The 26,817-nt window shown below is 44.8% G+C and carries 21 protein-coding genes; 8 read left to right on the forward strand and 13 right to left on the reverse strand.

Going from position 1 to position 26,817, the window contains the following annotated elements:
* Positions 1-203: 203 nt before the first annotated feature.
* From C558_RS31930 to C558_RS31935, 5 genes are all read right to left on the reverse strand, one after another.
* A complete protein-coding gene (locus tag C558_RS31930) occupies positions 204-1,532 on the reverse strand; it encodes an ABC transporter substrate-binding protein (protein ID WP_018759192.1) in 1,329 nt (442 codons plus the stop codon).
* Positions 1,533-1,693: 161 nt separating this feature from the next.
* Positions 1,694-3,292 (reverse strand): response regulator, encoded by a 1,599-nt coding sequence (locus C558_RS0125810; protein WP_018759193.1) that lies wholly within the window; start codon positions 3,290-3,292, stop codon positions 1,694-1,696.
* Positions 3,289-5,022, reverse strand: coding sequence for a sensor histidine kinase (locus tag C558_RS0125815; RefSeq protein ID WP_156826266.1), 1,734 nt, complete (start codon positions 5,020-5,022; stop codon positions 3,289-3,291). The genes C558_RS0125810 and C558_RS0125815 overlap by 4 nt, the downstream gene beginning before the upstream one ends.
* A 387-nt stretch (positions 5,023-5,409) precedes the next feature.
* Positions 5,410-6,411 carry a serine hydrolase domain-containing protein gene (locus tag C558_RS0125820; protein ID WP_018759195.1) on the reverse strand — a complete coding sequence of 334 codons (1,002 nt, stop codon included), beginning with the start codon at positions 6,409-6,411 and terminating at the stop codon, positions 5,410-5,412.
* A 27-nt stretch (positions 6,412-6,438) separates the two neighbouring features.
* Positions 6,439-7,383, reverse strand: a complete 945-nt coding sequence (locus C558_RS31935) for a BadF/BadG/BcrA/BcrD ATPase family protein (protein WP_018759196.1) — start codon at positions 7,381-7,383, stop codon at positions 6,439-6,441.
* Between the two features lie 254 nt (positions 7,384-7,637).
* On the opposite strand from C558_RS31935, the gene C558_RS0125830 reads away from it, so the two are divergent.
* Complete coding sequence (locus C558_RS0125830) at positions 7,638-8,903, forward strand: IS110 family RNA-guided transposase (protein WP_018759197.1); 1,266 nt, start codon at positions 7,638-7,640, stop codon at positions 8,901-8,903.
* 400 nt (positions 8,904-9,303) lie between these two features.
* Here the strand turns inward: C558_RS0125830 and C558_RS0125835 are convergent, their stop codons facing one another.
* The gene (locus C558_RS0125835) at positions 9,304-9,603 is read right to left on the reverse strand and encodes a hypothetical protein (RefSeq protein ID WP_018759198.1); all 300 of its coding nucleotides are present in this window, start codon (positions 9,601-9,603) and stop codon (positions 9,304-9,306) included.
* A gap of 466 nt (positions 9,604-10,069) precedes the next feature.
* Between C558_RS0125835 and C558_RS0125840 the strand changes: the two genes are divergently transcribed.
* Complete coding sequence (locus C558_RS0125840) at positions 10,070-11,686, forward strand: SWIM zinc finger family protein (protein ID WP_018759199.1); 1,617 nt, start codon at positions 10,070-10,072, stop codon at positions 11,684-11,686.
* On the forward strand, positions 11,683-14,646 hold the full coding sequence (locus C558_RS0125845; RefSeq protein ID WP_018759200.1) for a DEAD/DEAH box helicase: 2,964 nt from the start codon (positions 11,683-11,685) through the stop codon (positions 14,644-14,646). Before C558_RS0125840 ends, C558_RS0125845 begins: the two co-directional genes overlap by 4 nt.
* Before the next feature lie 158 nt (positions 14,647-14,804).
* Here the strand turns inward: C558_RS0125845 and C558_RS0125850 are convergent, their stop codons facing one another.
* The 7 genes from C558_RS0125850 to C558_RS0125880 all read right to left on the reverse strand — a co-directional run bounded on the left by C558_RS0125850 (position 14,805) and on the right by C558_RS0125880 (position 22,235).
* A complete protein-coding gene (locus tag C558_RS0125850; protein ID WP_018759201.1) occupies positions 14,805-15,206 on the reverse strand; it encodes a DUF2500 domain-containing protein in 402 nt (133 codons plus the stop codon).
* 183 nt (positions 15,207-15,389) lie between these two features.
* The gene (locus C558_RS0125855; protein ID WP_018759202.1) at positions 15,390-16,400 is read right to left on the reverse strand and encodes an ROK family protein; all 1,011 of its coding nucleotides are present in this window, start codon (positions 16,398-16,400) and stop codon (positions 15,390-15,392) included.
* A 224-nt stretch (positions 16,401-16,624) separates the two neighbouring features.
* Positions 16,625-17,044 (reverse strand): VOC family protein, encoded by a 420-nt coding sequence (locus C558_RS0125860; RefSeq protein ID WP_018759203.1) that lies wholly within the window; start codon positions 17,042-17,044, stop codon positions 16,625-16,627.
* A 190-nt stretch (positions 17,045-17,234) separates the two neighbouring features.
* Positions 17,235-18,098: a phosphotransferase gene (locus C558_RS0125865; protein ID WP_018759204.1), complete on the reverse strand. Its 864-nt coding sequence runs from the start codon at positions 18,096-18,098 to the stop codon at positions 17,235-17,237.
* Between the two features lie 163 nt (positions 18,099-18,261).
* Positions 18,262-19,035, reverse strand: a complete 774-nt coding sequence (locus C558_RS0125870) for an SDR family NAD(P)-dependent oxidoreductase (RefSeq protein WP_018759205.1) — start codon at positions 19,033-19,035, stop codon at positions 18,262-18,264.
* Positions 19,036-19,082: 47 nt separating this feature from the next.
* Complete coding sequence (gene ppsA, locus C558_RS0125875; protein ID WP_018759206.1) at positions 19,083-21,680, reverse strand: phosphoenolpyruvate synthase; 2,598 nt, start codon at positions 21,678-21,680, stop codon at positions 19,083-19,085.
* A gap of 270 nt (positions 21,681-21,950) precedes the next feature.
* Positions 21,951-22,235, reverse strand: coding sequence for a sigma-70 family RNA polymerase sigma factor family protein (locus C558_RS0125880; protein ID WP_018759207.1), 285 nt, complete (start codon positions 22,233-22,235; stop codon positions 21,951-21,953).
* A gap of 432 nt (positions 22,236-22,667) precedes the next feature.
* Between C558_RS0125880 and C558_RS0125885 the strand changes: the two genes are divergently transcribed.
* From C558_RS0125885 to C558_RS0125905, 5 genes are all read left to right on the forward strand, one after another.
* The gene (locus tag C558_RS0125885; protein ID WP_018759208.1) at positions 22,668-23,171 is read left to right on the forward strand and encodes a MerR family transcriptional regulator; all 504 of its coding nucleotides are present in this window, start codon (positions 22,668-22,670) and stop codon (positions 23,169-23,171) included.
* A 3-nt stretch (positions 23,172-23,174) separates the two neighbouring features.
* The gene (locus tag C558_RS0125890) at positions 23,175-23,615 is read left to right on the forward strand and encodes an SRPBCC family protein (protein WP_018759209.1); all 441 of its coding nucleotides are present in this window, start codon (positions 23,175-23,177) and stop codon (positions 23,613-23,615) included.
* Positions 23,616-23,699: 84 nt separating this feature from the next.
* Positions 23,700-24,494, forward strand: a complete 795-nt coding sequence (locus C558_RS0125895; protein ID WP_018759210.1) for an alpha/beta fold hydrolase — start codon at positions 23,700-23,702, stop codon at positions 24,492-24,494.
* Positions 24,495-24,513: 19 nt separating this feature from the next.
* Positions 24,514-25,101: a dihydrofolate reductase family protein gene (locus tag C558_RS0125900; protein ID WP_018759211.1), complete on the forward strand. Its 588-nt coding sequence runs from the start codon at positions 24,514-24,516 to the stop codon at positions 25,099-25,101.
* 103 nt (positions 25,102-25,204) lie between these two features.
* A complete protein-coding gene (locus C558_RS0125905) occupies positions 25,205-26,689 on the forward strand; it encodes an MFS transporter (RefSeq protein ID WP_245583879.1) in 1,485 nt (494 codons plus the stop codon).
* Positions 26,690-26,817 lie beyond the last annotated feature (128 nt).

A 26,817-nucleotide genomic window follows, 5' to 3' on the forward strand; every position in this document is an offset into this window, starting at 1 on the left:
ATTAAAATTCGTGAAACTGTAATATACACAAAAGACGACTGGTAAGATAACGAATGCAAGATAGATGATCAGACCATGAGATACGAAGAAAAAGAAGTTGGACCATTTGTTTTTCAGAATCTACACCCCTTTTGACTCAAGAAATAAGGAGGAGAGAATGTTTTTCTCCTCTCCCTATTTCACTCGTTCTTTATTATTCGGATTTACTTGGTGCGCTTGCTGACTTCATCCCATTTCGCATCCAGCGCCGCCAATTCCGAATCGACGGATTTGCCTAGAATCATATTTTGAGCAGCTTTATTGAATTCATCAACCATTCCAGGAAGCATAGCGGCGTCGCCATTTTCCCAACCGAAAGCATTAACCTTCGTACCTTGTTTGCTCATTTCGACGACCTTTTGGAATAAAGGTGGATATACGTAATCGACGGTTTGACCTTCCAACGGAATCAAGGCGTCCGACTTCACGGCTTCGACTACGGTAGCGGGATCCGTTACGAATTCCGTCGCGAACATTTGGGCCGCTTCAGGGTACTTGGTGGTAGCGCTGACGGAAGCTGGGCCGCCGACGGCATAAGGGGTAACAATCGATCCATCATCGGTCGGAATCGGGAATACGCCGATTTCGATGTCTGTTTGCGCATTAGCCGCAGCAACGAACCAAGATCCCATCGGATACATTGCGCCTTTTCCTTTCAGAAACGCATCTTGCAGTTGAGAATATCCGATAGCCAAACCGTCTTCGTTGAATGCTTTGGATTCCACCAGGCTCTTCCATTTCAGTACTGCGTTCTTAAAGAGCGGATCGGAAAATTTCACTTCACCTTTCTTTCGTTTAGCTACCCAATCCGGTACTTTACTATAGACGTCCGTGCTGATTATGCCGTCCAATAGGAATGTTGTCGACCACGGGTCTTTAGCTCCGCCGTACAACAACGGCGTTTGACCAGATGCCTTGAGTTTATCAACGACATCAACGAATTCCGCCCACGTTTTTGGCTCGGTCGCACCGGCTTTATCGAACATTTTTTTGTTGTAGTAAATATAAGAAATGGTTTGTGCGCCCCATGGCAGCAGATACACTTTGCCGTCAATGGCGACGGTATCCGCACCTGGTACTTGGCTCACGTATTTGTCCTCGAACGCCATAAGCGATTTGGATGCCAAAAATTCTTGCACGTTTACGGACATCAGCACGTCTGGGAATTGACCTGTCGCGAGTAATTGCTTCGCGTATTTCGTGCGGTCGACGTCGGGGGATACGATTTTGTTCACCTTGATGTTGGGGTGTTTGTCTGTAAATCTTTTGATCGCGTCATCCCAGTACTGTGCAGTCAGGTTCGGTGTTTCAAATACAAGTACGTTCAGTTCGGCTGGTTCTTCGGATACAGGAGCTTCCGAGGTTGCTTTGGGGGAATCTGTCTGTCCCTTAGCAGAAGTATTCGATGGATCATTGGAGGAAGACGAATTACCGCATCCGGCAAGGGCTGCCGTAAGCATTAGAGCTAAGCACAATGACATAAATCTTTTCACTTTATTACCCCCTAGTATGTAATGTGACTTCATTTACAATTATAAAAAGGAACGCCAGTGACAAAAAGTGGAGGAATTAACGTTCGACTATAATAAATAATGCTGTTACTAGGCTCTCAGAAAAAAATGCTTCGAGATCGACTCCCGAAGCATTCTGTAGCTTAAGACTTATTACCTTTCTTAAATTCCATTGGTGATTTGCCTGTAATTTTTTTAAATTGGCTGTAAAAATAGTTCGGTTCGGTATACCCGACTTTCTCAGCTATATCCTTCACGCTCTCGCCGGAAATCAACAAGAGGTTTTTCGCATTTCTTATTCTGACATGATGCAAGTATTCATTGAATTGCTGCCCCAATTCGATCTTTAACCGCTTTCCGAGATAAGGAGCCGAAATATGAAATTGTTGAGATAATTCCTGCAAGGTCAATCCTTCCATATAATGAGAATCAATGAATTTTACCACTTTTTCTACGATATTCGTATTTCGGTTCATTTTCAGCCTCTGCAGCGTTTCAAGTAACGTTTGGGATAGTTGTATAAAATGCTCGTACAATTTTTCTTTGGTATCGGCTTGAAAGAGTGCATCGACAGACTTTGGAAAGTGGCTTGCATGCTCGAGAATCTCGAACTCCATCTGCCTTAATTGGCTCATGCACAATAATGCGAAGTCGATAAATACCGTACGAATGATGCTGAGATCAGGCACTTGGATTTCTTGCAGTTTCTTGCCAGTCGACTCCAATTCCTTTAGTACAGCCACATAATCATGATTTTCTATTAATAAATTCAAACGGATGAAGCCTAGCTCTTTGGAGATGGTTTCCTTTTTCTTTTCCCGATTCTGTTTGGAATAATCGATGACCGATGCGGAATCGACGAAATATCGATAGTCGTATAAGTCCATCGCGCATTGATAAGATAAATAGATATCTCTCCAAGATGTGCAGGGTTTGCCAATAAAGGCGACAACTTGAATCTTCAATACCTTTTGAATGAGCGCGATAATCTCTTCAGTTCGATTACTGATCGCGTCTTGGCTATGGTGATTTATACCGGTGAATAACAAAATAATATGACTTTGTTGATTCCCGAATACATATACTTTCTCATCAATAGCAATTGCCTCATGAGCAACGTTGCGTATGGCAAACTCACTTAATTGCCTTTCTTTCAGCAATGGGACTTTTCTCTGACGGGTAATCGTGTCCATAACAACGACTTGAAAACCGCTATCTTCTAGATCGATGTTCAGCATTCCGCACTTCTCGTGAACGTCTCGAATCGAGTAATTGTTCATGACAATTTGATTCAGAATATTATTCTTCATGAGTAAAGTTCCCTCGAACAACTCGCGAGATTTACGATACTCTATGAGAAGGCTTTCATGAATTTGTTGAAGAGAGCGTATCAATTCCTCTTTGTTAATTGGCTTCAACAAATAATTGTCAATACCCCTGATCATAGCTTCACGGAGATAACTGAATTCGTCATATCCGCTAATGATCAAGACTCTCGTCCGATAATCGGCGTCTCTGATCCTTTTTAACAACTCTAGTCCCGTGCATACGTCCATCTGAATATCGGTGATAACGACGTCGATTTGCTTATTCGATTGCAGGAATTCCCATGCATCTTCACCATCTTCGAACAATCCAGCTACTTCAAAACCTAAGCTTTCCCAATCAACTATGGCGTGCAAGCCTTCTCGAATAAGCGGCTCGTCATCCACAATAATGACTTTTCTATTAATTGAACTCATGAGTTCACCTCAAGTTTCGGTATATAAAGTGTAACTACAGTGCCTTCTCCTATCCTACTCTCAATATCCAACCCGTAGTTTATGCCGAATATTAATCGCAGCCTCGAATGCACATTCATGATTCCGACGGATGACGATTCTTTTGATTCGAAAGGTGTCATTTGAAGATTGGCTCGTAGACGATTTAAGGTTTCCGGCATGATTCCCTTTCCGTTATCTGTTATCTTTACTTGGATCTTATCCTGAACTTCATTTACGCTGATTTGAATTTCGATATTTTTCCCTTTATTCATGGCATGCTTGAAAATATTCTCTACGATCGGTTGAACCGAAAATTTGGCAATTCGTTCGTTCTGGTAATGATTTGGAAAGTTGATAATAAATCGTGATTTGGGATATCTGAATTGTTGGAGTTTTAAGTAATATTCAACGTAATAAAGCTCCTCGTATAAGGTCACGACCGTTTCTTTATTTCTGATGTTCCATCTGAAAATTTCGCTTAACTGATAAATGGTCTCCGATAGATTCATATTTTTTTCTTTGATGGCCTGCATACGAACAATTTCTAGCATGTTTGACAAGAAGTGAGGATTAACCTGAGAATGCAGCAACTGTAACTCCGCTTCTTTCGACTTAATCTCAAGAACGTACTCCTGTTGAATAAATTCCGATAGCTTGGAAATCAACTGATTGTACGTGTCCTCCAAAATCGTAAATTCGTCGTTTTTATGTATTGGGATCAGATAGACAAATTCGCCTGGATTGTATTTCCGCATATTGCGGGTTAAGGTTTGGACTCGCCTGGATAATCCTCTGGAGATATAGAAGGCAACGAAGACGTTCAAGAGAATAATGGCGGTCAACGTGATCCATTGGTTTTTCTTCATGGCGAGTATATTCTCAATTAGTTTTTTCTTAGATATAAACATTGTAAATATCATGTCATCCACAGAGTTCTGGACTTGTGTAACGAAATAATGCTCAGAATCGAGCTCACTATCATCGATATTTGATTGATTGACATCCGCTGGCATCGTATTTCCTGAGATTCTTATTGTGCCATTAGCATTCTTTAATTCGATTAAAGAATCCGTTCTGAGATGTGATCCTGCTTTTTGAAGGAAATCGGTATCCACACTGATTAGCAAGTATCCGACTGGTTGGCTTTCTGCAAGCGCATTTGGATCTTTCACTTTTAGAACAAAAACCAAGTCATAGTTATTCGAATTAACGTTCGTATCTGTTTTTCCGATCGGATATACTTTCACGTACTCGTTGGTATCAAGAGAAATCATGGAATCAAATTTGGGTAGAAGACTTGGATCGAAATATCTAACAAAAGCAAACTTCTCCTCATCATTATTTCTAATAAACAATATCGAGCTGAAACTCTCATCCGTGTAAGCCATCGATTGCAGGAATTGCTCGATTTCAGCTTTATGCCTTAAGTCGTCCACCTGAGTTGTTCCTTGATATTTCTTTATCTTCTCAAGGATGGATTCGCTCTGATTGGATTCGAAGAACAAGGAGAATACATTCGAACGTATTTGCTTTAATTTGTGGTTGTACGCATCTTGAACATCAAGAATCTCAGCTTGGGCATATCCATATTCGCGTTCTTTTATAAATTGATCGATACGAATAATGTTAAGCTGACCTCCAATCAGAATGAGGACGGATTGTATAACGATTACGGCAATAAAAACTTTAGCAAACAAGGAATAATTCAACTTCTTTAAAAAATTATGCAGATACTTCACTCCCCCCTTGTTATGGGAAAGACGCCTCTACGGTAACCACCAAGTTAGCAGAGACATCCGCAATTGCCAATCATTATGCGACTAATTATAGGAAGTGGTTGATGAACGGTCAAGCTTAATTTTTCCACTATTACCCATCCCTTAAGCCCCACTTTGAATAATATTGATGCTGCAAATCATTAACCTTATTAACCTTCAAACGCCACGTCAACTACTCTTGATTCAGTAAATCATTTTTATCATGATCCAACTTTTATCGATTGTATTGCTTATAATAAAAAAAAGCGCACTGCGCGTGCGCGAAATATATGCATTTAGAACGATATTTGTCACCTTCTCATTTTCTTCCTTCGAGAATTATTGTGACAATACACATTTACATACCATGTTTCCAAAAGTTTGGATGTCTTGAATATAGTCATAATCAGGAGGATTTTGCTCGGTTTGGTTCAACATTCGGACTGCTACAACATGATACTCAGGGATAACCAAGACGGTATTTCCATATAACCCAAGTGACTGATAGGCTTGTATAGGGAGCTTGTCACCTAATTCCGATAAAGGTCGAGGCATGTCCTGAATCCACCAAAAAAATCCATGACGCGGCAATGTCTCGTTAAGGCTTAAAGGCGTAGTAATAGAACTAACTTGATCAAAGATGGCGCTAGGAACCCGTTGCATGCCATTCACTTTTCCTTTTGTTAAATGAATATATCCCCAATAGGCTAATTCTCGCGTACTAACAAATAGATTTACATCATGGCCTTGATCATCCTTGTAGTTTTCATTCAGCCATACTAAATTTTCCGATTTTTCTTTTACCCAACCTGATTCAGTGAACCCGTAGGGTAAGAATAGTCTTTCTTCTATGACCTCTGCGAGTGTTTGGCCAAATACCTGTTGAATAATTTTTATTAGCAGATTGACACCTGTGTTGTTATACTTCCAATCCGTCCCTGATGGGAATATCCTTCGATGATGATCACCGCCTTGGAGGCCGTGCGTATGCGTTAGCAAATGACGTATTTTCGTATCTCTACAGATAAGCTCGTCCAAATCATTTAGATAATTAGTAACATCATCATCTAAACTATTAATTCTGCCCTCATAAAGAGCGAGGCTTACAGCGAACCCTAAGTACGTTTTTCGGATTGAAGCAACATTGAACCTAGATTGTGGATCTACCATTCGACTGCCTACTGATTTATCGTGATATCCCGAATACCATTCATTAACAACACAATCATTTTGAATAATATAAGTGGATGCTGCTGATGCAGAAATCTTATGACTTATCTGTAAGACGTACTCGTTTAGTTCACGAAACGCACGATTTGAAGTATCAACTAACATTTGCATCGATATTCACCTATCCATCCATTTCTATTAAGTATATACGTTTGTGGGGATGCCTAGCTCCTTATAAGCCAGTAGAATGGCACCGACGACGGGCGAAAATTGCGCTTCGACCACGTGATAATTCTTTATTGGATTTGCCGTGAGCAATTCTGTCAGCTTCCCGCACATATAGGGGCTGCAGATGACACTGCCAATTAATGCGACCTCAACGTTACGTTGATCAAAGTTGGAGCCGACAAGCTCTATACCCAATTGAAGCTGCTCAACAGCGCGGTTGCAGACACGTCTTGCAACGCTGCTCCCCTGTGCAGCGGCGCTTGTGACTTGCGGAGCGAACTGTCCGAACAGTTGATCCCGCTTCATCGTATCGGGTTGAAATCCCTGCCGAGCAAGTTCCTGCAACTGCTCTAAGCTATTCACTTGCCAATGTTGCAGCATTTCTGTAATCAGCCTCTCATTCGAATCATCTCGATGGCCTGCAAGCACTTCATAGACAGCGTCATAGGCGAGATGACGCGCTGCACTATATGCGTATTGATGATAATCTAAGTTCCTGATCCGTCTGTCGTGTTCATCAATCCCCATGATCATCGTGCCTGTTCCGGCGATTGCAATAATTCCTGGCCTATTCTGTAACGCGCCCGCGTGAGCAATATCTGAGTCATTCAAGTGCAGCTTAGGACAATGGAGTCCCGGCAAGTCAGTGAAAGCAGTAATCCATGCATCATCAGCTTCTGATTCGTAGCCTGCAATGCCAGCAACAAGCATAGCCGCATCCGTCGCAACTCGTCCTGCCTTCGCAAGTGCGTCCTCAATCGTTACTTTCACATGATCTGACGCGTTTTCGTCTTTATACTTGGATGCACACCCACCCTCAGCATAAGCAAGCTTGTTCCCCTTTAGATCACATATCATGACCCTCGTACTCGTACCGCCTCCATCAATGCCAATAACAACATCGCGTTCCATCATATATGTAACAACCTCCTACCCATCTGGTGACAAAATAATCCAATATGTTCTATTTCTTTATCTCTTACAATAAACCTTCTTTTGCCCTTATATTGAAAAAAGGCTGCCCTATGGCAGCCATTGAATTATCGTGTCCCGTTAGAATTCCTGTAATACGAATAATTTGGAGTTTGAACAAAAACGAGCGCCTCTGTAAGATGGGGTTACGCACGAGGTCAAAAGCCTCAAAAAGCCCATCAGGAGGTCGCTCTACTATGAAGTTTAAAGCACAAGACAAGCAAAATCAACTCATTGAAAACATTACCGTTCATCATCTGGTCATCGGTGTAGATATCGCTCAAGAAATACACGTGGCCCGCGCTGTCAGCTTTCGAGGGATCGCTCTTGGATCTCCCCTCAAGTTCGGTAACCATCATGAAGGATTTAAGCTGTTCAAGCGCTGGATTGAGGACCTGCTCGAAACCTACAGTCTAAGCAGGATCATCGTTGGTATGGAACCCACTGGCCATTACTGGTTCAGCCTAGCACGCTGGCTTGTCGATCAAAGCATTGAAGTCGTTCTAGTTAATCCTCATCTTGTAAAAAAGAACAAGGAGAACCGGGATAATACACCGTCTAAAAGTGACCATAAAGATGCACTTGTCATTGCAGACATGGTCAAAAACGGATACTACTCCCCTGTTCGTTTTCATTCGGAAGCTTACGAGGAACTGCGCATTCTCATGGCTAACCGAGAGACGGTTACCAAGCGCCTCAACAGTGCGGTTAATCAGATTCATCGCTGGGTAGACATTGTCTTTCCCGAGCTCCGTCAAGTCTTTAAAATTCTTACCTGCACCAGTGCCATCGCAACTCTCAGACTCTTTCCTTTACCTAAAGAAATTAGTCAATTAAACACGGAACAGATCATTAACGGCTGGAAGCAATATGTGAAGCGTCACGCTGGAGTTAAACGCGCCGGACTTCTCATTTCACTTGCAAAATCCAGTGTGGGCGCTACGCAGGCGCTTCACTCTTACAAACTTCATCTTGGGCAATTGCTCGAAGAATATGACCTCGCCCAGCGCCAACTTGAACAGATTGAGCACGAGCTCCATCTCATTCTTGAACGTATTCCTTATGCACAGAAGCTGCTTGAAATACGAGGCGTCAATGCAACGAGTCTAGCTGGCGTACTCGGTGAGGCCGGTGATCTAAGTGGCTATTCGCATGGAAATGCTCTGCTGCGGCATGCCGGGTTGAATCTAGCTGAGGCCAGTTCAGGGAAATGGCGAGGAAAAATGGTTCTCAGCAAACGCGGTCGTCCACGTCTGCGTCATTTTCTCTATCTCATGACGATGTGTATGGTGATGACTAACCCAGAAGTTCGAGCCTTACACCACTACAATGTTGAGGGGAAAAAGTTAAAAAAGATGAAATCTATTATGAAATTATGTGGTAAAGTCGCGCGGATGCTTGTCGGTCTGGCTAAAAGCAGCGAAGCATACGACTCGTTTAGAGTTTTCCCACAGGCCGCATAGAACCTGTCGATCCTCACCAACTCATGCATTCGCAGGATGAAAAGAAGCACGGAGTATCGGGAGACGTTACGCAAAAGGGCTCGGACCCGTTCCGTTAGAAAGACCGACCTTCCACCCCTTAGTTAGATGTGACAAAGGAATGAAAGGGCATAGACCCGTTGAGATATGGGAGCGAGAATCGCTAAGGCGAAGTGGAGACGTGCATATATGGAACAATATGGGTGGAGTGTACTTCACCTTTATTTGTGCATGCCCCTTTTCATTTCAATTCAGCCACAAGCTCCTCCATGTCTTCTTCTCTCATCTTAATCTAGGGTGAAATCCTGCGAATTCATGAGTCTGAGTGAGGAAATTAAATCATATCGAGGGAGCGTAACAATACATCATATTAGTGTTAGATTCATTTCCAATTATTTTTCACAATGACAATGACAAGTATGAGCAAGAATGACCCGGCAATATACCATAAAACTCTTCTCCAATCAAATGAAGCACCTGCATATTCACCCTCATAGTTCGCTTTAATGAATGATCCATCATTTATCTTTATTGCAATCGCCTCATTGATGTCAACGCCTTTTATATTGTAATATTCAGTGCCCTTCGGATAGTGATTCGAAAAATTACCTAAATATGTACCTTCCTTGTCTGAAAATGATGTAACTTTGCCGATGTTTGAACCGATTTGTTCCGTTTCCACTCGATTGTCCGAAATGATATAGGATTTACCGTCGTTTACAACAAAATTGTATGCCCAATCCGCATGAATTGACCCTATTGCAAAAAAGTGCTTGCCAGCCAGAGCATAATCAGCAAAAACAGAGATTTTCTCAAACTATCTCCCCCCTTGTTTCTTCCCATAATCAGACGATAATAAAGATATATTGTTGCACTATCCTGCCAGTTAGCTTAATAAGCAAAATACCAGAGAAGTCTAAATCGTACGTGTAATTCGGGATTCCACCTGACTTAACGGCTGTGAATATATGTTCTTGTCGTCTATTGTAAATAGAAAAAATAAGAGTTAAAATAGTGCTCCGCACTTTCCACGAACTTGCGCAGCTAAGGTGCCTAATTTCAAGCGGAAAAACCCTTCCGGCCTCCTCTTGCCGCAATAACTGGTATAATAACTATACGTCATATCTATATCGGGAGAATTATTGACCATGCATGTCATTCAACCTTTAAAGGATGCGGAATGGAATGAGCTAATCGCCTACATCGGCGAGCATGTTCAAGACATTACGCTCAAACGAGGCTTTCAATATTATAAACAAAACCGCATCCGCTCCATCGCCATGCCGCAGAGCTATCATATCGAAGCAGACGTGAAGGGCAAAGAAACTTACCACGTCAAGGTTGAACTTAAGAATGTATCGGCCAGTCGCTGCACTTGTCCAATGCGTCGTTACTGTCAGCATCTCATTGCGGCATTGCTCTGGTACGCAGAGCGACAAGGTCGGTCGACCCACCAGATCATTAATGCCAAAATTCTGTGGGAGCTAAAAGGAAAGAAATCGGCAAATCCACCTCATCAACCGATTCCAGCAAGCGTAAAACCAGTCGAACAACGGAAAGTACAGGCCGACATCCGATCCATGAACGTCACCGAATGGCGCTCGTTATGGCATGATTGCGTAACTCCGTTCTCCAATGTCATTCGGCACGATGCCTACTTGAAGTCCAATCTGGCGGCTATGAATGCGATGAAGCCGGAGCTGCCGCCCGCACTTGATCGCATTTACCGCCTGAACGCGTATATTTACATATTGGGCAAAATTACGCAATCGAGTGGTCCAACAGACTACGGTACCGGATACAAAAGCCGGCTGGCACTTGATGATGCCATGGATCTGATTCACCCGCTGCTTGGACAAGGCATACCGCTGACTGAAGCAGACAAACGCGCATGGCTGCGGATCATGGAGACGCTGGAAGCCGTTCGACAGCTCATCCGGGAGCATCCACAGAATGAAGCTTTCATCCAACTCTATCATCAATTGTGGCAGGATTGGATCCGTCCGAATATTTTCGATTCTCGTCCGTATATCGACGAATTAAGCGCGCTTGACGCCTTGATTCATACGAGCAAAGGACGTGCGCAGCCTTTTCCATGGCTGTATTTCAAAAGCATCATGCTCTTCTATCTGGCCCGGGATCAGGAAGCTTGGGAGTCACTGCGAGAACTAAGCCGAGCGATATTTCTCACCACGTCGCATCTCACGCCTTTCTTCGATCCCCTCTATGAGGCCAAAGATTGGCCTCGTCTGAAGGCGTGGTTAGCCGCGACAGGACCCATGCTTCGTAAATATCACAACGAGCGTTTCCAATCGGAATACCTAGACTACTGGAGCGGAATGCTGCGCCATTCACCGGAAGCGGAGCCGCTCTTATTCGAGACATTGGCGCAGATGCTGCCTTTCTCCCGAACCTACTACCAAGAGACACTCTTGACCTACGAGAAATGGGAGCAATGGATCGACTATCAACTGGCCTCAGGAGGCGAGCCGCTCGAGTTCAGAGCTACGACGCTAGCGCCCATTGAGAAAAACGCGCCTGAAGCCCTGCTCCCCTTCTATCATCAGGCTGTGGAACGGTATGTGCAGCAGAAAAATCGGGACAGTTACAAATTAGCAGTGAAATTGCTCAAGCGATTGTTCAGAATGTATAAAAAAATGAAGCAAGAAGACCGCTGGATGCTGTATCTTGAGACTTTCACTGCACGATACAGCCGTCTTCGCGCCCTGCAACAGGAGCTTCAGAAAGGAAATCTACAGCTATGAACGCAAGCACAGAACGAAAAACGCTGACGATTCACGTGAATATGAACGATGATGGCGATGCGCTAATCCATGGATACTCGAACCAATTCGAGGTGATATCGGGCGGTTTACTGAAAGATCGGCTATTCGCCTATCATGAACCTTCCTTCTATGGGACGAACCTAACGACGCGAGTAATTCAAGATCTAGAGTTCGTGGTGTTACCAGCCGGCTATGTGCTGTCCTTCTTCGCGAAGCTGCGGGTACTGCAGCATGTATCATGGAACTGGGAGGACGACGCGACCGTACTCATCAAGCTGGCCCCCACTTTATCCGCGATGATCGATGCAGGGCAGTATGCACCTAGCCTTGCTGCGTATCAAGCTGGAAAGCTGCAGTGGGACTGGGAGAACGGTCAAATGGAGCAAGCCAGCCGTATGGCATTGGAAGAGATGGTGGAGCCGGGTTCTATGTTGCTCAGAGGGATGAAGGCAGCTTTCTCGCAAACCGTAATGGATCGGCATTATGAGAGTGAAGCTAAACTAGCTGATTTGCGAAGAGAATATCCGCTGTTATTCACGGAGCCTGCCAATCACGAAGCAGCCATTCATGAAGACGAGTGGCTCATCCGCATCGGCTGGAAGCCAGATACAGCGCCGTTCCGCCCTATCCTACAATTGATTGAGCCGGGAGAAGTCGAACCCGCATGGCGCCTTCAGCTGATGCTGCAGGACAAGCAAGACCCGTCGCTCCTCATCCCGGTTCAGCTCGCGGAAGACGGCCAAGCACACGGTGATTGGCCCGAAGCGTGGACGCAGTGTGTTCGCGAACGGTCCGGCTCTTGGCTCGAACGTCTAAGCGCCGTGCTGACGGATGATCAGATCGCCGGACAGCCTGAACAGATATTAGGTAGTTTATCCGATGAAGCCGCTTGGCAATTCCTCACATCGGATAGCCATCGTCTGCTCGAAGCGGGATGGCAGGTACTGCTGCCATCTTGGTGGGAGGATGTTCGCCGCAAGAAACCTCGGGTGCGTGCCCAAATCATATCGACTCCTAACGCAAGCCCGTCGCTATTCGGCCTAAAGACGTTGGTCGACTTCAACTGGCGGGTCGCGATCGGCGACATGGATCTTAGCGAGCAGGATTTCGCGGAACTTGCCGCGCGAGGCGAGCGGCTGATCAACTTCCACGGCCAATGGATCGTACTTGATCCTACACTGCTGACACAAATCCGGCAAGCGATGCGCAGCGCCGACCAGCGGCAAGGGATGTCGCTTCAGACCCTCCTACAGATCCACTTATTGCAGGATCACGAACGATCCCAGCCGTCCGTGAGTGCGGTGGACGCAGTAGACACGGAGGAGCAGATCAGGCTTGAAGTAGAGCTCAATGCGCAGCTGCAGGAGTTGATCGGACAATTAAATCAGCCTGCCGATTGCCCGACGCCAGCCATTCCAACTGCGCTGAAGGCAGATTTGCGAACTTATCAGCAAGAAGGCTTTGCTTGGCTTGCTTTCTTACGTCGGTTTGGCATCGGGGCTTGTCTTGCCGACGATATGGGACTTGGCAAAACCGTGCAATTCATCGCCTATTTGCTGCATGTGAAAGAATTGGCTGCTTCGACTGCGCAGGATGATCGCTTCCCTTCCCTGCTCATCTGTCCAACGTCTGTTCTCGGCAATTGGCAGAAGGAGCTGCAGCGATTCGCTCCAACGCTGAACGTCATGGTTCACTATGGCGCTCAGCGACTGAGCGATTCGCAGTTTACAGATGAAGCAAGACAAGCCGACATCGTACTTACCACATATGCAACAGCTACGTTGGACGTCGAGGTACTTGAGCCGTATTCTTGGTCGTCCGTCTGTCTAGACGAAGCACAGAATATTAAAAACGCCCAGACGAAGCAGTCGCAAGCGGTGCGCCGGTTCACGGCCCATCACCGGATTGTGCTCACAGGCACGCCGATCGAGAACAATCTCTCTGAGCTGTGGTCCCTGTACGATTTCATGAACCCAGGCTATTTCGGAACCCTGCGCAGCTTCCAGCAGCAATTCAATACGGCTGTGGAGAAAGAGCGGGATAGGGAGCAAACTGCTGCGCTTCAGAAGCTAGTTAAGCCGTTCATGCTGCGGCGCAAGAAGAAAGACCCTGCCATCCAGCTGGATCTGCCGGACAAAAACGAAATGAAAACCTACGTCCATCTCACAGCAGAACAAGGCGCATTGTACGATCAGACCGTCCATCAGCTGATGGAGAGTATGAAAGAATTGGAAGGCATCGAACGGAAGGGAGCGATCCTTGCCGCGCTCACACAGCTCAAGCAGCTGTGCGATCATCCTGCACTCCTCCTGAAGGAAGACTTGATGAAGACTGATAGCGCCGCGGAGAACGATCAGTCAATAGATACGGAGACGATCATTGCGCGTTCTTCGAAGCTGGAGCGCTTGGTTGATATGGTGAAAGAGTTGCGGGAAACAGGTGATCGTTGTCTGATTTTCACGCAGTATATCGGAATGGGACGGCTGCTGCAGCGAGTCCTTACAGAGATTCTGCAGGAACCTGTGCTCTATCTGCATGGCGGAACGCCCAAAACCGCGCGCGACCGCATGATTGAACAGTTCCAATCCGATGCCCTACCCGCTTCGTACCAGCCTAATGTCTTCATTCTCTCGCTCAAGGCCGGCGGCGTCGGACTGAATCTGACGGCAGCTAACCATGTCTTCCACTTCGACCGTTGGTGGAATCCCGCCGTGGAGAATCAGGCGACGGACCGTGCCTACCGAATGGGGCAGACGCGCGACGTAGAGGTTCACAAGTTCATTACGATCGGCAGCTTGGAAGAACGGATTGATGAAATGTTGGAAAGTAAGCAACAGTTAAGCGACCAAGTGATCACTAGTTCGGACAGTTGGATCACCGAGCTATCTACGGAGAAGCTCAAAGACCTGATCACACTGCGCCGGGATTTTACAGGATAAGAATGGATCCAAAGAGGCGGCAAAAGCACAACTCGTTAACTCGTCTTGACTTAGCCGCCGCAGTAACGATGCCGCCTCGATGTAGGGGCGGCATCTGATGCTTAATTTTCTCCACGTAACAAAGTCGATATCACCTGTAATATGTTATATCCACGCTGTCATATATCCGGCTGTTTCGCCCATCTGTGAAATTCTTTGAAACGAGTACCCTGGTAAGTAAGCTCTCCTTGGTCACCTACGACCATCAGTCCGTATCTGTCAGCCCTTACCGGCAATTCTATACGCGATTGTTCATCCATTTCAAACGTCACGTAGTAATTCGTGTTCGTACTGGAATCGCCGGACCCTCCCCATACCTCGGTCCGTTTGTCCACGACTTTTACGGCTCTCTTTACGACTTCTGAAGCATTGTTTCCCATCCAGATCCGGAGACCGCGCACCATCGCATATAAGAATCCTCCTACTACGACAGTAAAAACGAACCCTCCAAACAGTTTGAAAAATAAAGGCATATCCTTTATGAATCCGAAAAATCCAGGACTATCGTCAAAACCGTTCATGAAATCTCTCCTTTACCAGTCAACTGGGTCAGTTTGGTAACTAAAAATCACAATAATTTACATATTATACGTTATTAGTTCATTAAACGTTGCACTACCCTCCCTTTAGTTTAATAAAACGAATAGGAAGCCACAGCCACCTGCTCGATATTGGTTATTTAGCTACCGTTCCTCGTTAACTGATTACTCTTGAAGGAATCTCTCCATTTGAGTAGCAACGGATTGCCTTGAACGCATCTTACTGTTCGCATATGCAGCCGCGCCGATCATACCAGCTTGTCCACCTAATTTGGCTTGCTCTATCTTGCAAGCTTGGGAAGAAAGTTTTAGTGCATGATTTCCAACGGTATCACGTACTGAATTTAGCAAGCGATCACCAGCAGTTGACATTCCACCACCAACAATAATTATTTCAGGATTTAATAGGTTGATTACATTCGAGAGGCCAATTCCAAGAATCTTTCCTGTTTCGTGCATAACCTCAATTGCAAGTAAATCTCCCATATCGTATGCCTCTGATATCATTTGGGCAGTAATTTCCGTCCGATCGTCTCCCACCCATTGCAATACGATGCTTGACCGACCTTCCTCAAGTTTATCTGTAAAGGTTTTAACCATTCCTATTGCAGATACGTATCTACCCAGACAACCTGAGCTTCCACAACGGCACGGACGGCCTTCCCGGTACATATTCATATGCCCAATCTCGCCCGCGCTAGATGTTGTACCGTAGAATACAATTCCATTATTTACAATACCTGATCCTAAACCAGTACCTAACGTGATCAATACCAAGTTTTTGTAACCTGTTCCTGCACCAAACAGCCATTCACCATACATATTAACCCGTACATCATTGTCGATAAAAACAGGAAAGTCGAAATTGCTTTTCATTTGATTCACAACATGAATGTTTTCCCATTCTGGAAAGTTTGGTGAAAATATTGATAGACCTTCATCTGGATTAAGTAAACCAGGGATTCCCATACCCATGCACTTAATAGAAGTTTGATTGATTCCTTCGTTCGACATCATCTCTTGAACAATTTCTTTAATTCTGTTTAATACATGAGTAGGTCCTTTTGCTGCTTCCGTAGGGTCACTTCTTTCTTGAAATCTTTGAAACTCCGTGTTGAAAATAGCTGACTTAATATTTGTTCCACCAAGGTCAATTCCAATAATATATTTACTCATAACTAATCCCCGCTCTCATTATTTTCAAATATCGTAAATTACTAGATTAATAAAAAGAATGGACTTATGAGACTATTATCATGGAAATTTATCACATCGAGTTTACTGCAATAATCTCCCGTTATTCAATGACAAAGCAGACCGCCGTGGCAGTCTGCTCAATTTCATTATCGTGTCCTGTTAGTTGAACCATGTCGGATGAACTCTGAGATGCTGATGTTTTCTCATCCTTTATAAGGAGTGACTACAGAAAACTTATGCCCGTCCAAATCTCTGAAGTGAAAGCTTCTACCGCAAATGCCTCCATCCATTAAATCGGTCACTTCTACCCCATCCTCTTTCAATCCCTGGTACAGTGAATCGATTGATTCGTCATCTACTTCAAAATTCATTGTAAACATTTCGAAATCTGATCCATCTTCTCCCTTAGTGAGGAAGCTTAACGTTTTTCTATCCTTAACGGGTATTAAAAAAATTGCGCCTTCACGCATGTAAAGCATCGCACTGCTCTCAGGACCTGCATCGCCATTCCAATTAAATTTAAAATGTTTTACGTACCATTCGGCAGATTTCTTGGTGTCAGTGACGGGAATATAATTACAGCACACCCGTCTAATAAGTCGCTCACTCATAGCTTCATTCATTTTTACACCCCGACATCATCTCTGATATAGATCAACATTTAGAAAAAATACCCATTTAAAGAATATCGTAGTATGCAACAATTTGTAAATGTTTATCATCCGACATACTACGTAATCCTGCCCAAGCAGAGTCATGCCCCTAATAATAGTGTCGTACCGATTTCTCTGTGCTTCATTTCTAAAAACGATACTATTGCAACGTCTTCCAATATTCCCACGCTTTCAAGTAATCTTCCAAATCATGCGGATGTAATTTTATACAGATCCCAATTCGACAATAAAGTTGAAAGATTACTTCTTCAATCAGCCTTGATTCTTCAATAGATTCATGATGAAGCAAATTAAAGGCTGCCATTAAAGTCTCTAGGTTCAAATCGTCTGGAGAAGAGCAAAAAGCGTAAGTAAAATCGTATAGCATAGGACCAATCATCGGTGATGGGTCTATAACACCAACAAGTGAGTCTTCATGAAATACAAAATTATGCACACCAGTATCCCCATGCAGCAAATATCTTACTTCTTGATCTTCATTTTTCGATATGTTCTCAAATATTGTTTCTACTCTTGTATAATCCTCAATTGATAAAAGGCTTCCCCAATCATTTCTTGTATCCACCAAACTCCGATAGTTCCACTCACGCCAAGACTGAATCGGTGATCCTAGCCTTCCCCATTTATCCGTTTGTACATATTTTTCGTAATTATTAAAAAGTTCTTTTACTAAGATTGTAAGCCATTCTATTTTTAATCCACGATTAAAATGCGTTGTACCTGTGATATATGTATACACGATATATGCTTTTGCAGGATCGGTATAGAGAATTTCAGGAAAAAGTCTAAGGTGCCGATAAGTACCAAGAAATTGTTCGGTCAAAGTAATTTGATGCGGACGATCAATTTTCAGAACGTATTTTGATTCGTCGTGCTCTGAAAGAAAATAAACAATACCATCAGTAGACCCAGTCTTATTATTAGTTGCAATAACATTGTTATCAATTATGCCTTCTTCATTAAGAATATTTATGATACTGTTAACATCTACTTTTTCTAACATTATTCATTTCCCCTTTAACCCCATTAGTTAAAATGTAAATTTCTACTATTTTATTAATATATGGTGGTTTACAAGGGGATTCAAGATAAAGTTTTGTTATAATCAATTACACTGTCCTTTAGCGTAACAAAGGCTGCCGATTCCTCTCTGCAGACTATTCTTTTTAGTAATAAACGGAATTTCCAATGCCGCCGGTTACCGAAATGACATCGCCGCTAATCGATGCCGACAAAGGTGAAACCAGGAAGGTAACGACATTAGCAATTTCCTCCGCTGTAATCAAGCGACCGAGTGAATTCATTGCCTCTAACTGGCGTAAAGCATCCTCATCAGTAACCCGTTCTCTAAATGCTTCTGTACTTACAATACCTGGATAAACCGCATTGACGGTAATTCCGTGCTTCCCTAATTCCATTGATGCGGATTTTGTTAAATGGATAACTGATGCATTACGCGGACCGGAACTAAAATAACTGCCGCCTATTCTGGCAGCTAAACCGCTTATATTTATGATACGTCCCCAATTATATTTAATCATATAAGGTGCTACAGCACGGATACTGCGAAAATAGCCCAAATACTTTTCTTCAAAATCTTTCAGAATAAGTTCATCATTAATGCTGTTAAAATCCTCTGGCTCCTGGCCACCAACACGAGCCCCGCTGTTAATTAGAATATCAATACTCCCCATCGCCGCAGCTGAATTTTCAACTAATTTTAGGATAGAGTCAGGATTCGTGGTATCTGCCACAATCGGATAGATATTTCTTTTTGTTTCCTGAGCCAATTCCTCTGCAGCGATTTTTAGCGAGGATTCGTTTCTTGAACAAATCGTACAGTCTACACCTTCCAGAGCCATTTGTCGGGCAATCGCTTTCCCAATGCCACGGCTTCCTCCAACAATAAGTGCTTTTTTTCCAGTTAACTTTAAGTCCATAACTGCAACCTCCTAGTTTAAATTAACACGATATATAACGTTATCATCTATTCCAATATTTCAATGTACCCTTCTGTTCCATGCACGCGAATTCGTTGTCCGTCTTTTATCAGATTAGTAGCATTCTCCACTCCGACAACTGCTGGCAAGCCATATTCACGCGCGATAACGGCTCCATGGGTCATCAGTCCACCAACTTCGGTGACCAGGCCTTTAATGGATACAAACAATGATGTCCAGCCAGGGTCCGTAAAGGCGGTGACTAATATATCTCCATCTTCCAGATCAGCATCTTCCATGTTTAAGATGACACGTGCTCGTCCCTCTATAACTCCGGTAGAAACAGGTAGACCTACCATCGCTTCGGCTGGGAGATTTTCACGTTTGTACTTACCTGCAATGATTTCTCCATCAGACGTGATAACACGTGGTGGAGTTAGTTTTTCAAATAATCTGTACTCGTCTTTTCGGTTGTTGATGATCTGGTAATCTAGTTTATTGGTGCGTACGACTTCGTGAAGTTCTTCAAAAGTGAGATCGTATATATCTTCTTTCTCATGAATAACGCCCGCTTGAACGAGTTGTTCGGCTTCTTTCAATAATGCCTGCTTATACACAAAGTAGCGATTAACCATACCGTATTTGGGATATTCCCGATAACCGATGAAATTCCGGATGAGATCGATCATTCGTTTTGTATCTTTGGCTTTTTGTTCACCATCCGGTAGTTGCTTCAATCGATCTAATAACCCTTGTTCTTTTTTCAAAGCTTCCTGTCGCCCTTGCTCAAATTTCCGATGGCTAGCATTAGGCTCATGGTTTTTGATATTACTAAGAATCATGGGGATAAGTGTAATTGGTTTTTCACTCCAACGAGTTCTCGAAATATCGATTTCACCGGCACATCGCATTCCGTATTTGCCCAGATAAGCATAGATAGCGTCTTGCGTTTCCTGTCCACCATCAAACTTAACCAGTTCATCCAAAAAATTATCATCTTTGATATGTTGTAAATAATCAATGACTTCCGGATAAGGACGAATCACATCTGCGACATTGAGTAGCGCAAGACCCATTTCCGAAGTAATGTTGTTGGGTACAGATTGAGAAAGCGTATCTGCTGCGTTTTTTTCACCTAACCACTCGTACATTTTTTCATTGATCCATGACGAAGCATTCATAGCAGTCATAAAAACCTTTGAACTTTGTGGGTCAAATAAGATCTTCTTTAATTCCTGGAGATCTTCCAGAATAAAATCAAATAAATCTGCTCCTGATTTCATTTGGATGTTTTGCTTTAATTCTTCTATCGATGTTTGACTACGCTTAATCAAATCAGAAACGATAGTCGGATCGTTCTCGAATTGAGCCAACATATCTGTATTACTTCTGCCCGGAATCGGTGCTGTTTGATCATTTGGTAACAATTTTATAAAATCTCGCTCTATTATGGTCATGAGTGCGCCTTTTATGAGCGGGTCGGATCCCACGGTATTTAATAAAGTTTCCCGGCCGACAGGTGTAGCCAGCCTAGGTGCAATATCAACAAACAACCTTCCACCAGCCTTACGCATGGGCGCAGGAGTTGTTAACAGGAAAAAAGACAATCCCAATGGCTTCATGGCATCGGTCATCATTTGTTGATGTCCCACAGATACGTAAACGTGATTTTCTTGATCATTCGCTTCAGGGATCGGGTATAAGGTCGTGATTGGCCGACTCTGGACTATATAGAAGGTATCGTCAACCAAACACCATTCGATGTCCTGGGGACTACCAAAATAAGCTTCGATCTGTCTTCCGATGCGTGTCAGTTGTAAAATTTGTTGCTCAGTAAGTGTTTGAGTATTTTGCTGATCCGGATCGATCTGCTGTGTCTCTGTTCCGCCTTCTGTCCGTCCATAGATAGCCAATTTTTTGGTTGCTATCCTCTTATCGACGATTTCCCCTTCCTGTACTTTATAACAATCGGCAGATACCAAACCAGAGACCAGTGCTTCTCCAAGTCCAAAACTGGCATCGATGGATAGCAGCTTTCGGTTAGAAGTAATTGGATCAGCGGTAAATAAAATCCCTGAAGCCAGTGGGAAAACCATCCTTTGAACGATAACGGATAAATACACTTGACTGTGATCGAATCCATTTTGCATACGGTAGATGATTGCGCGATCCGTAAATAGGGAAGCCCAACATTTGCTGATATGCTGCAATATGGCATCGACGCCAATGATATTTAAATAGGTGTCTTGTTGACCAGCAAAAGAGGCATGTGGTAGATCTTCAGCAGTCGCACTAGAACGCACGGCATAAGCATGATCCTCGCCAAACTGGGAGAGATAATGAGTCACTGATTTCACAACCTCGGAAGGAATTTCGACTTCCATAAGGATTTGCCGAATCTCCCTGCTGATATCACCAATTTGATCTCGATCTTCTACTTTTAACTTAGTTAGACGATTGAGCAAAGCGTGATACGTTTCGTTGTGTTCGATGGCTTTTTGATAGCCCACTGTTGTAATACAAAATCCTTCTGGTACTTGTATGCCTTCCATTTTTGATAATTCCCCTAAATTTAACCCTTTTCCGCCAACGAGCCAAAGCTGTGTTTTCTCCATTTCCTGAAAACCGAGAACCAAAGAACTCATCCTACATCTCCCCTATCCATTAAAATGAGAAAAAACATTTGACAAGAATTTACCGGCATGGTACACTTAAAGTGTAAGGTGCGCTATTTATGACCGCATAACTATAATCAATCGTGATCTGATTATATGCAATATGAAAGAACCTGATAAAGCTATCCAGGTTCTTTTTTGATTTCCCACTATCATTCGTCACATCAAAAACCATGGTTCGAGCCGAACTCTGTCACTGCATAACTTTTCAAATTCATTTTTTTACCTATTGTGAAAGTATTAGATATGCCCCAGCTTGTCGGGGTTCCGAACGATATAAAGCTTGTGGATCTTCCCTTCATCGATATGTAATAGGATCACGGAATGGAATGGATTGCGCTGAATGGCTGGTTGTCCGTTGACATGCCCTATTTCGATGACCACTTCTTCTCCGATCATCACTGCTTTACGCAAACCACCGAGAAGGAAGCGACCAACCATGCGAGATTGGCTGACATCAGTGAACACTTTAAACTTTGTGACATTCACTTTGTTTAGCGTATTGCAGTCAAATCTCGGCTCCATGTGTACTGCATTTTGTCATAAACCATCCCTCCCTTTTTGTTAAGTAATCCTGAATTTCGTTATGATAATATCAAATCTCTATTTACATGCCCGCAGCAACCCACGGTTTTGCCCCAGGCCGATGCCGAAGACACCCATCATCAATTCATCTTGCCTCAACTCCCTTTACGTTTTGCACATATAACGATGTAAGGTTCTGATTTGTAACTCCGGAATCAAACGAATGTCATTGATCAATCATGAACCGATGCTAGGTTTGACACTTACACCATATCCGGTTATTGGGCCATTAGGCTCCAAGTCCCTAAAGAAAAACCCCCTATTTTCATACATAAATATAAAAAAAATTTATTTTGCACTTGAAACTTACGTAACGGAATGTCTTATGATTTGGATACCGGTAAAAACCTCGCGCGAAAAAAGGGGCTGATCATGAAACGGGAGTGGAAAGTTGGAGAACTTGCGAAATTAGCGGGATTAACGGTTCGAACATTGCGATACTACGACCAGATCGGTTTGTTCTCGCCATCCGGTCATACCGAATCCGGACACAGGATCTATACCGAATCCGATATTGCACGCCTACAGCAAATTCTGTCATTGAAGGAGCTTGGCTTGTCGTTGGATCAGGTCAAATCCGTTATTGCTGGCAATCATTTCACACTGTTCGACATTGTTTCTCTTCAAATTGAGCGTCTAAAGGAAAGTATAAGCTTACAACAAAAACTTTTACAGGAATTAGAGCATGTAACAAGCCTAATGCAGAGAAAAGAACCGTTGACTGTTCAAGAATTCACTAAAATATTGAGCGCCATGAGGAAGAGCCCTCATCAATATTTTGCCGTGCAGGAAGCGAGCTGGGAATCCCATCTCGACCGACTTGGCGATTATCTTGGCGGGCATCCAGATGACGCTTCCCAAGGGAGGACAAAATAAACCATGAATGAACGATCTGTAGAGTACTCTACCTTTGTTATCGAGAGAAATTATAATGCATCGCCCGAGCGGGTATTCTCCGCCTGGTCGGACCCGTCGGCCAAAGCCCGGTGGTACCCGAAAGCCGACGAGTTCGACTTCCGGGTTGGTGGTCGAGAAATCAACCGCGGCGGCCCGCCGAACGGTCTGATTTACACTTTCGACGCTTGCTATCAAGAGATCGTTCAAGACAGTCGCATCGTTTATACTTACACCTTAGATCAAGGAGAAACTCGGATGTCAGTCTCCGTGACAACGGTAGAAATAAAGCAATTGGGCAACGGCACTCAACTCATCTACACCGAACAAGGAGCTTTCTTCGATGGTCACGATAAACCAGAACAACGCGAGCACGGCACAAAATTTATGTTAGATAAGCTGGGCTTGGAGCTGCAGAACGAATGAAGGGGTCACCTCACGAAACGGAAAAAATCGTACGTTAAGAGTCACTGATTGGACTTAATTCCCAAATTACAGGAGGAAAAATCAATGAAAAAAGTAATTTCAAAAGACGGAACCGCCATTGCGTTTGATAAATCCGGGAATGGACCGGCGATCATCCTGGTATGCGCTGCATTTCAAACTCGTTCGGATCCGATGATGTCGCAACTTGCTTCACTTCTGTCACCCCACTATACCGTGATCAACTACGATCGTCGGGGTCGAGGGGATAGCGGCGACACATCGCCGTACGCGATTGAGCGCGAAGTCGAAGATATCGAAGCTCTCATCAACGAGGCTGGCGGATCGGCATTCGTATTCGGCATGTCTTCCGGTGGAGTCCTTGCCCTCGAAGCGGCTCGCAAGCTTGCTATCGCGAAGCTGGTATTGTACGAGCCACCGTTCGTCGTTGACAATACACGTCCTCCGCTGCCGAAGGGTTACTTAAAGCAGCTCAAAGAGCTGACAACGTCGGGCCGCAGAGGCGACGCAGTCGAGTATTTCTTGACGAAGGCAGCAGGCGTTCCTGCCGATTTCGTCGCTCCGATGCGAAGCGCGCCATTCTGGCCGGCGATGGAAGATGTAGCGCACACATTGGTCTATGATGGCACCATCATGGGTGACACCATGTCGGGCAACCCATTGCCAGCCGAGCGGTGGTCTTCCGTCTCGATCCCTACGCTCGTGGTGGGTGGAGGAACAAGTCCTGAGTACCAGCAAAATGCGGTAAAAGCGCTCGTGGACAGACTCCCCAGTGCTAAGTGCCACGTTCTGGAAGGTCAGGATCATAACGTGGCTCCGGATTACCTCGCTCCCGTTTTGACTGATTTTTTCTCCATGTAAATTAAAGGAGACTATAGCAATGAGAAAAATCATTTTACTCATGCATGTATCGCTTGATGGCTTCGTAACAGAACCCAACGGTGAAATCGATTGGATTATCCATACAGAGGAAGAACAGAACTATGTCACCGACTTGCTTAACACCGTAGACACCGTTTTATTTGGACGTGTGACTTATCAAATGATGGAAAGCTTCTGGCCGACTGTACCCGTGCATCCCGTCTGGTCAAAATCGAAGTACCATGCCGAACATGCTGTCTGGATCGAGAAGACAGAGAAAATCGTATTCTCCAAGACTCTGGAAAAGGTGGACTGGAACAATTCCAGACTGGTGAAAGAACATATTCCGGAAGAAATAGAAAAAATGAAACAACAACCCGGCAAAAACATTGTGGTTATCGCCAGTCCCAGCATTGCGCAAACGTTTATGCAGCTATGCTTGATTGATGAATATCGGATTAATGTCAATCCAATTGTTGTTGGGGGAGGAAAACCTCTGTTTAAAAATATCAAGGACAGAATCGATCTTAAACTTGTAGAAACCAAAACGTTTAGTTCTGGAGTCGTAGGGCTTGTCTACGGAGTGAAACGGGGTGAGGGCTATTAAGAACGCATTGCATGGAAATGAGATGATGGCCGGCATGCGTGAATGGATCGGGCTCGCGGTACTGGCCTTACCCGCCCTTCTTGTCTCGATTGATCTCTCGGTAATGATTCTCGCACTGCCGCACATTGGTGCCGACCTCGGCGCTGATAGTGCTCAACAGTTGTGGATCATCGACATCTACGGATTCATGCTCGCCGGGTTCTTGATCACCATGGGGACGCTGGGAGATCGGATCGGCCGCCGCAAACTGCTGTTGATCGGCGGGAGCGCATTCATGATAGCCTCGATTTTGGCTGCATTCTCCCGAAGCGCTGAGATGCTCATTGCGGCCCGCGCAATACTCGGTATAGCCGGAGCGACTGTATCGCCTTCTACTCTAGCCTTGATTAGTAACATGTTCCGTGACCATAAGCAGCGCTCCCTTGCCATCGGCATATGGTTAACGTGCTCTATGGGCGGCATGGCGCTCGGGCCTGTGGTTGGAGGTATCATGCTAGATCACTTCTGGTGGGGCTCGGTGTTCCTTCTAGGCGTGCCAGTCATGTTGCTTCTACTAATAACCGGACCCATGTTGCTGCCTGAATACCGGCATCCCGAATCCGGTCGGCTGGATTTGACCAGTGTTGCGATATCGCTGGGCGCCATCCTGCCGATCATCTACGGACTCAAGGAAATCGCCAAGTACGGTCTGCAAATGGTGCCTGCGCTGTTAATACTAGCGGGTGTCGTCCTAGGCACGGTGTTCGTGTTGCGGCAGCGCAGGCTGACGAGTCCCCTGCTGGACCTGCGCCTGTTCGCGAGTCCCGGATTCAGCGCTGCACTGGGGGGCGTGTTCGGTATTACACTGACAGGAGCGACCATGCTCTTCATCGCGCAGTACCTCCAATTCGTGCAAGGATTGTCGCCACTTCAGGCAGGGTTGTATATGCTCCCTGGGGTAATTGCCTCGATGGTCGGTATGTTTTTCTCACCGCTAATCGCACGCCGGATCCGACCGGCCCGTCTTATCGGAACGGGACTAGTGATATCGACTGCGGGTTGTTTTCTGCTAACCCAGGTGGGAGTTGAGTCAGGTCTCACGTTTCTGGTGCTCGGGTATATCTGCTTCAATATAGGTTCAGCCCCGCTACTGAGCCTGTCCAGCGACCTTGTCGTCGGATCAGCCCCGCCAGAGAAGGCAGGATCGGCGGCGTCCATGCTGCAAACCAGCGGCGAATTCGCCTTCGCGCTGGGTATTGCAGTCTTGGGCAGCATCGGCACGGTCGTTTATCGCAACCAGGTGGCGAGCTCTATTCCCGCCGACTTGCCGGCTTCCGCGGTTCAAGCTTCCCGCGACAGCTTGGCTGGTGCCACGGCTATAGCTGGAGATCTCTCCGAACAAGTCGGCAAGGCACTGCTCACGGGGGCCCGCGAAGCCTTTACGAACGGGATGCACTCCGTTGCGGCAGCCAGCGGCGCAATCATGCTTGTTATCATCGTCCTTGTCGTTACGCGACTTCGGCACCTACGACCAATCGGAGAGACTCTATCTAGCCAATCCGGCAGTATTCCAGAAGCAGTACCCAGCGCTGCCAATGAATCAAGTTAGTTGCACTGCAAGTCATGTTTAAGTAAGAAACCAAAAAAGCCAACCAAAACTGGCACAATACAGTCTTGGTTGGCTTATTTCTGTTTTTCAACTTCCTCGGTACGATTTAGTTTTCTCACGCATGCTCA

Origin of the sequence: Paenibacillus terrigena DSM 21567, assembly GCF_000374845.1 — a bacterium.
GTDB classification, from domain to species: Bacteria; Bacillota; Bacilli; order Paenibacillales; family Paenibacillaceae; genus Paenibacillus_K; species Paenibacillus_K terrigena.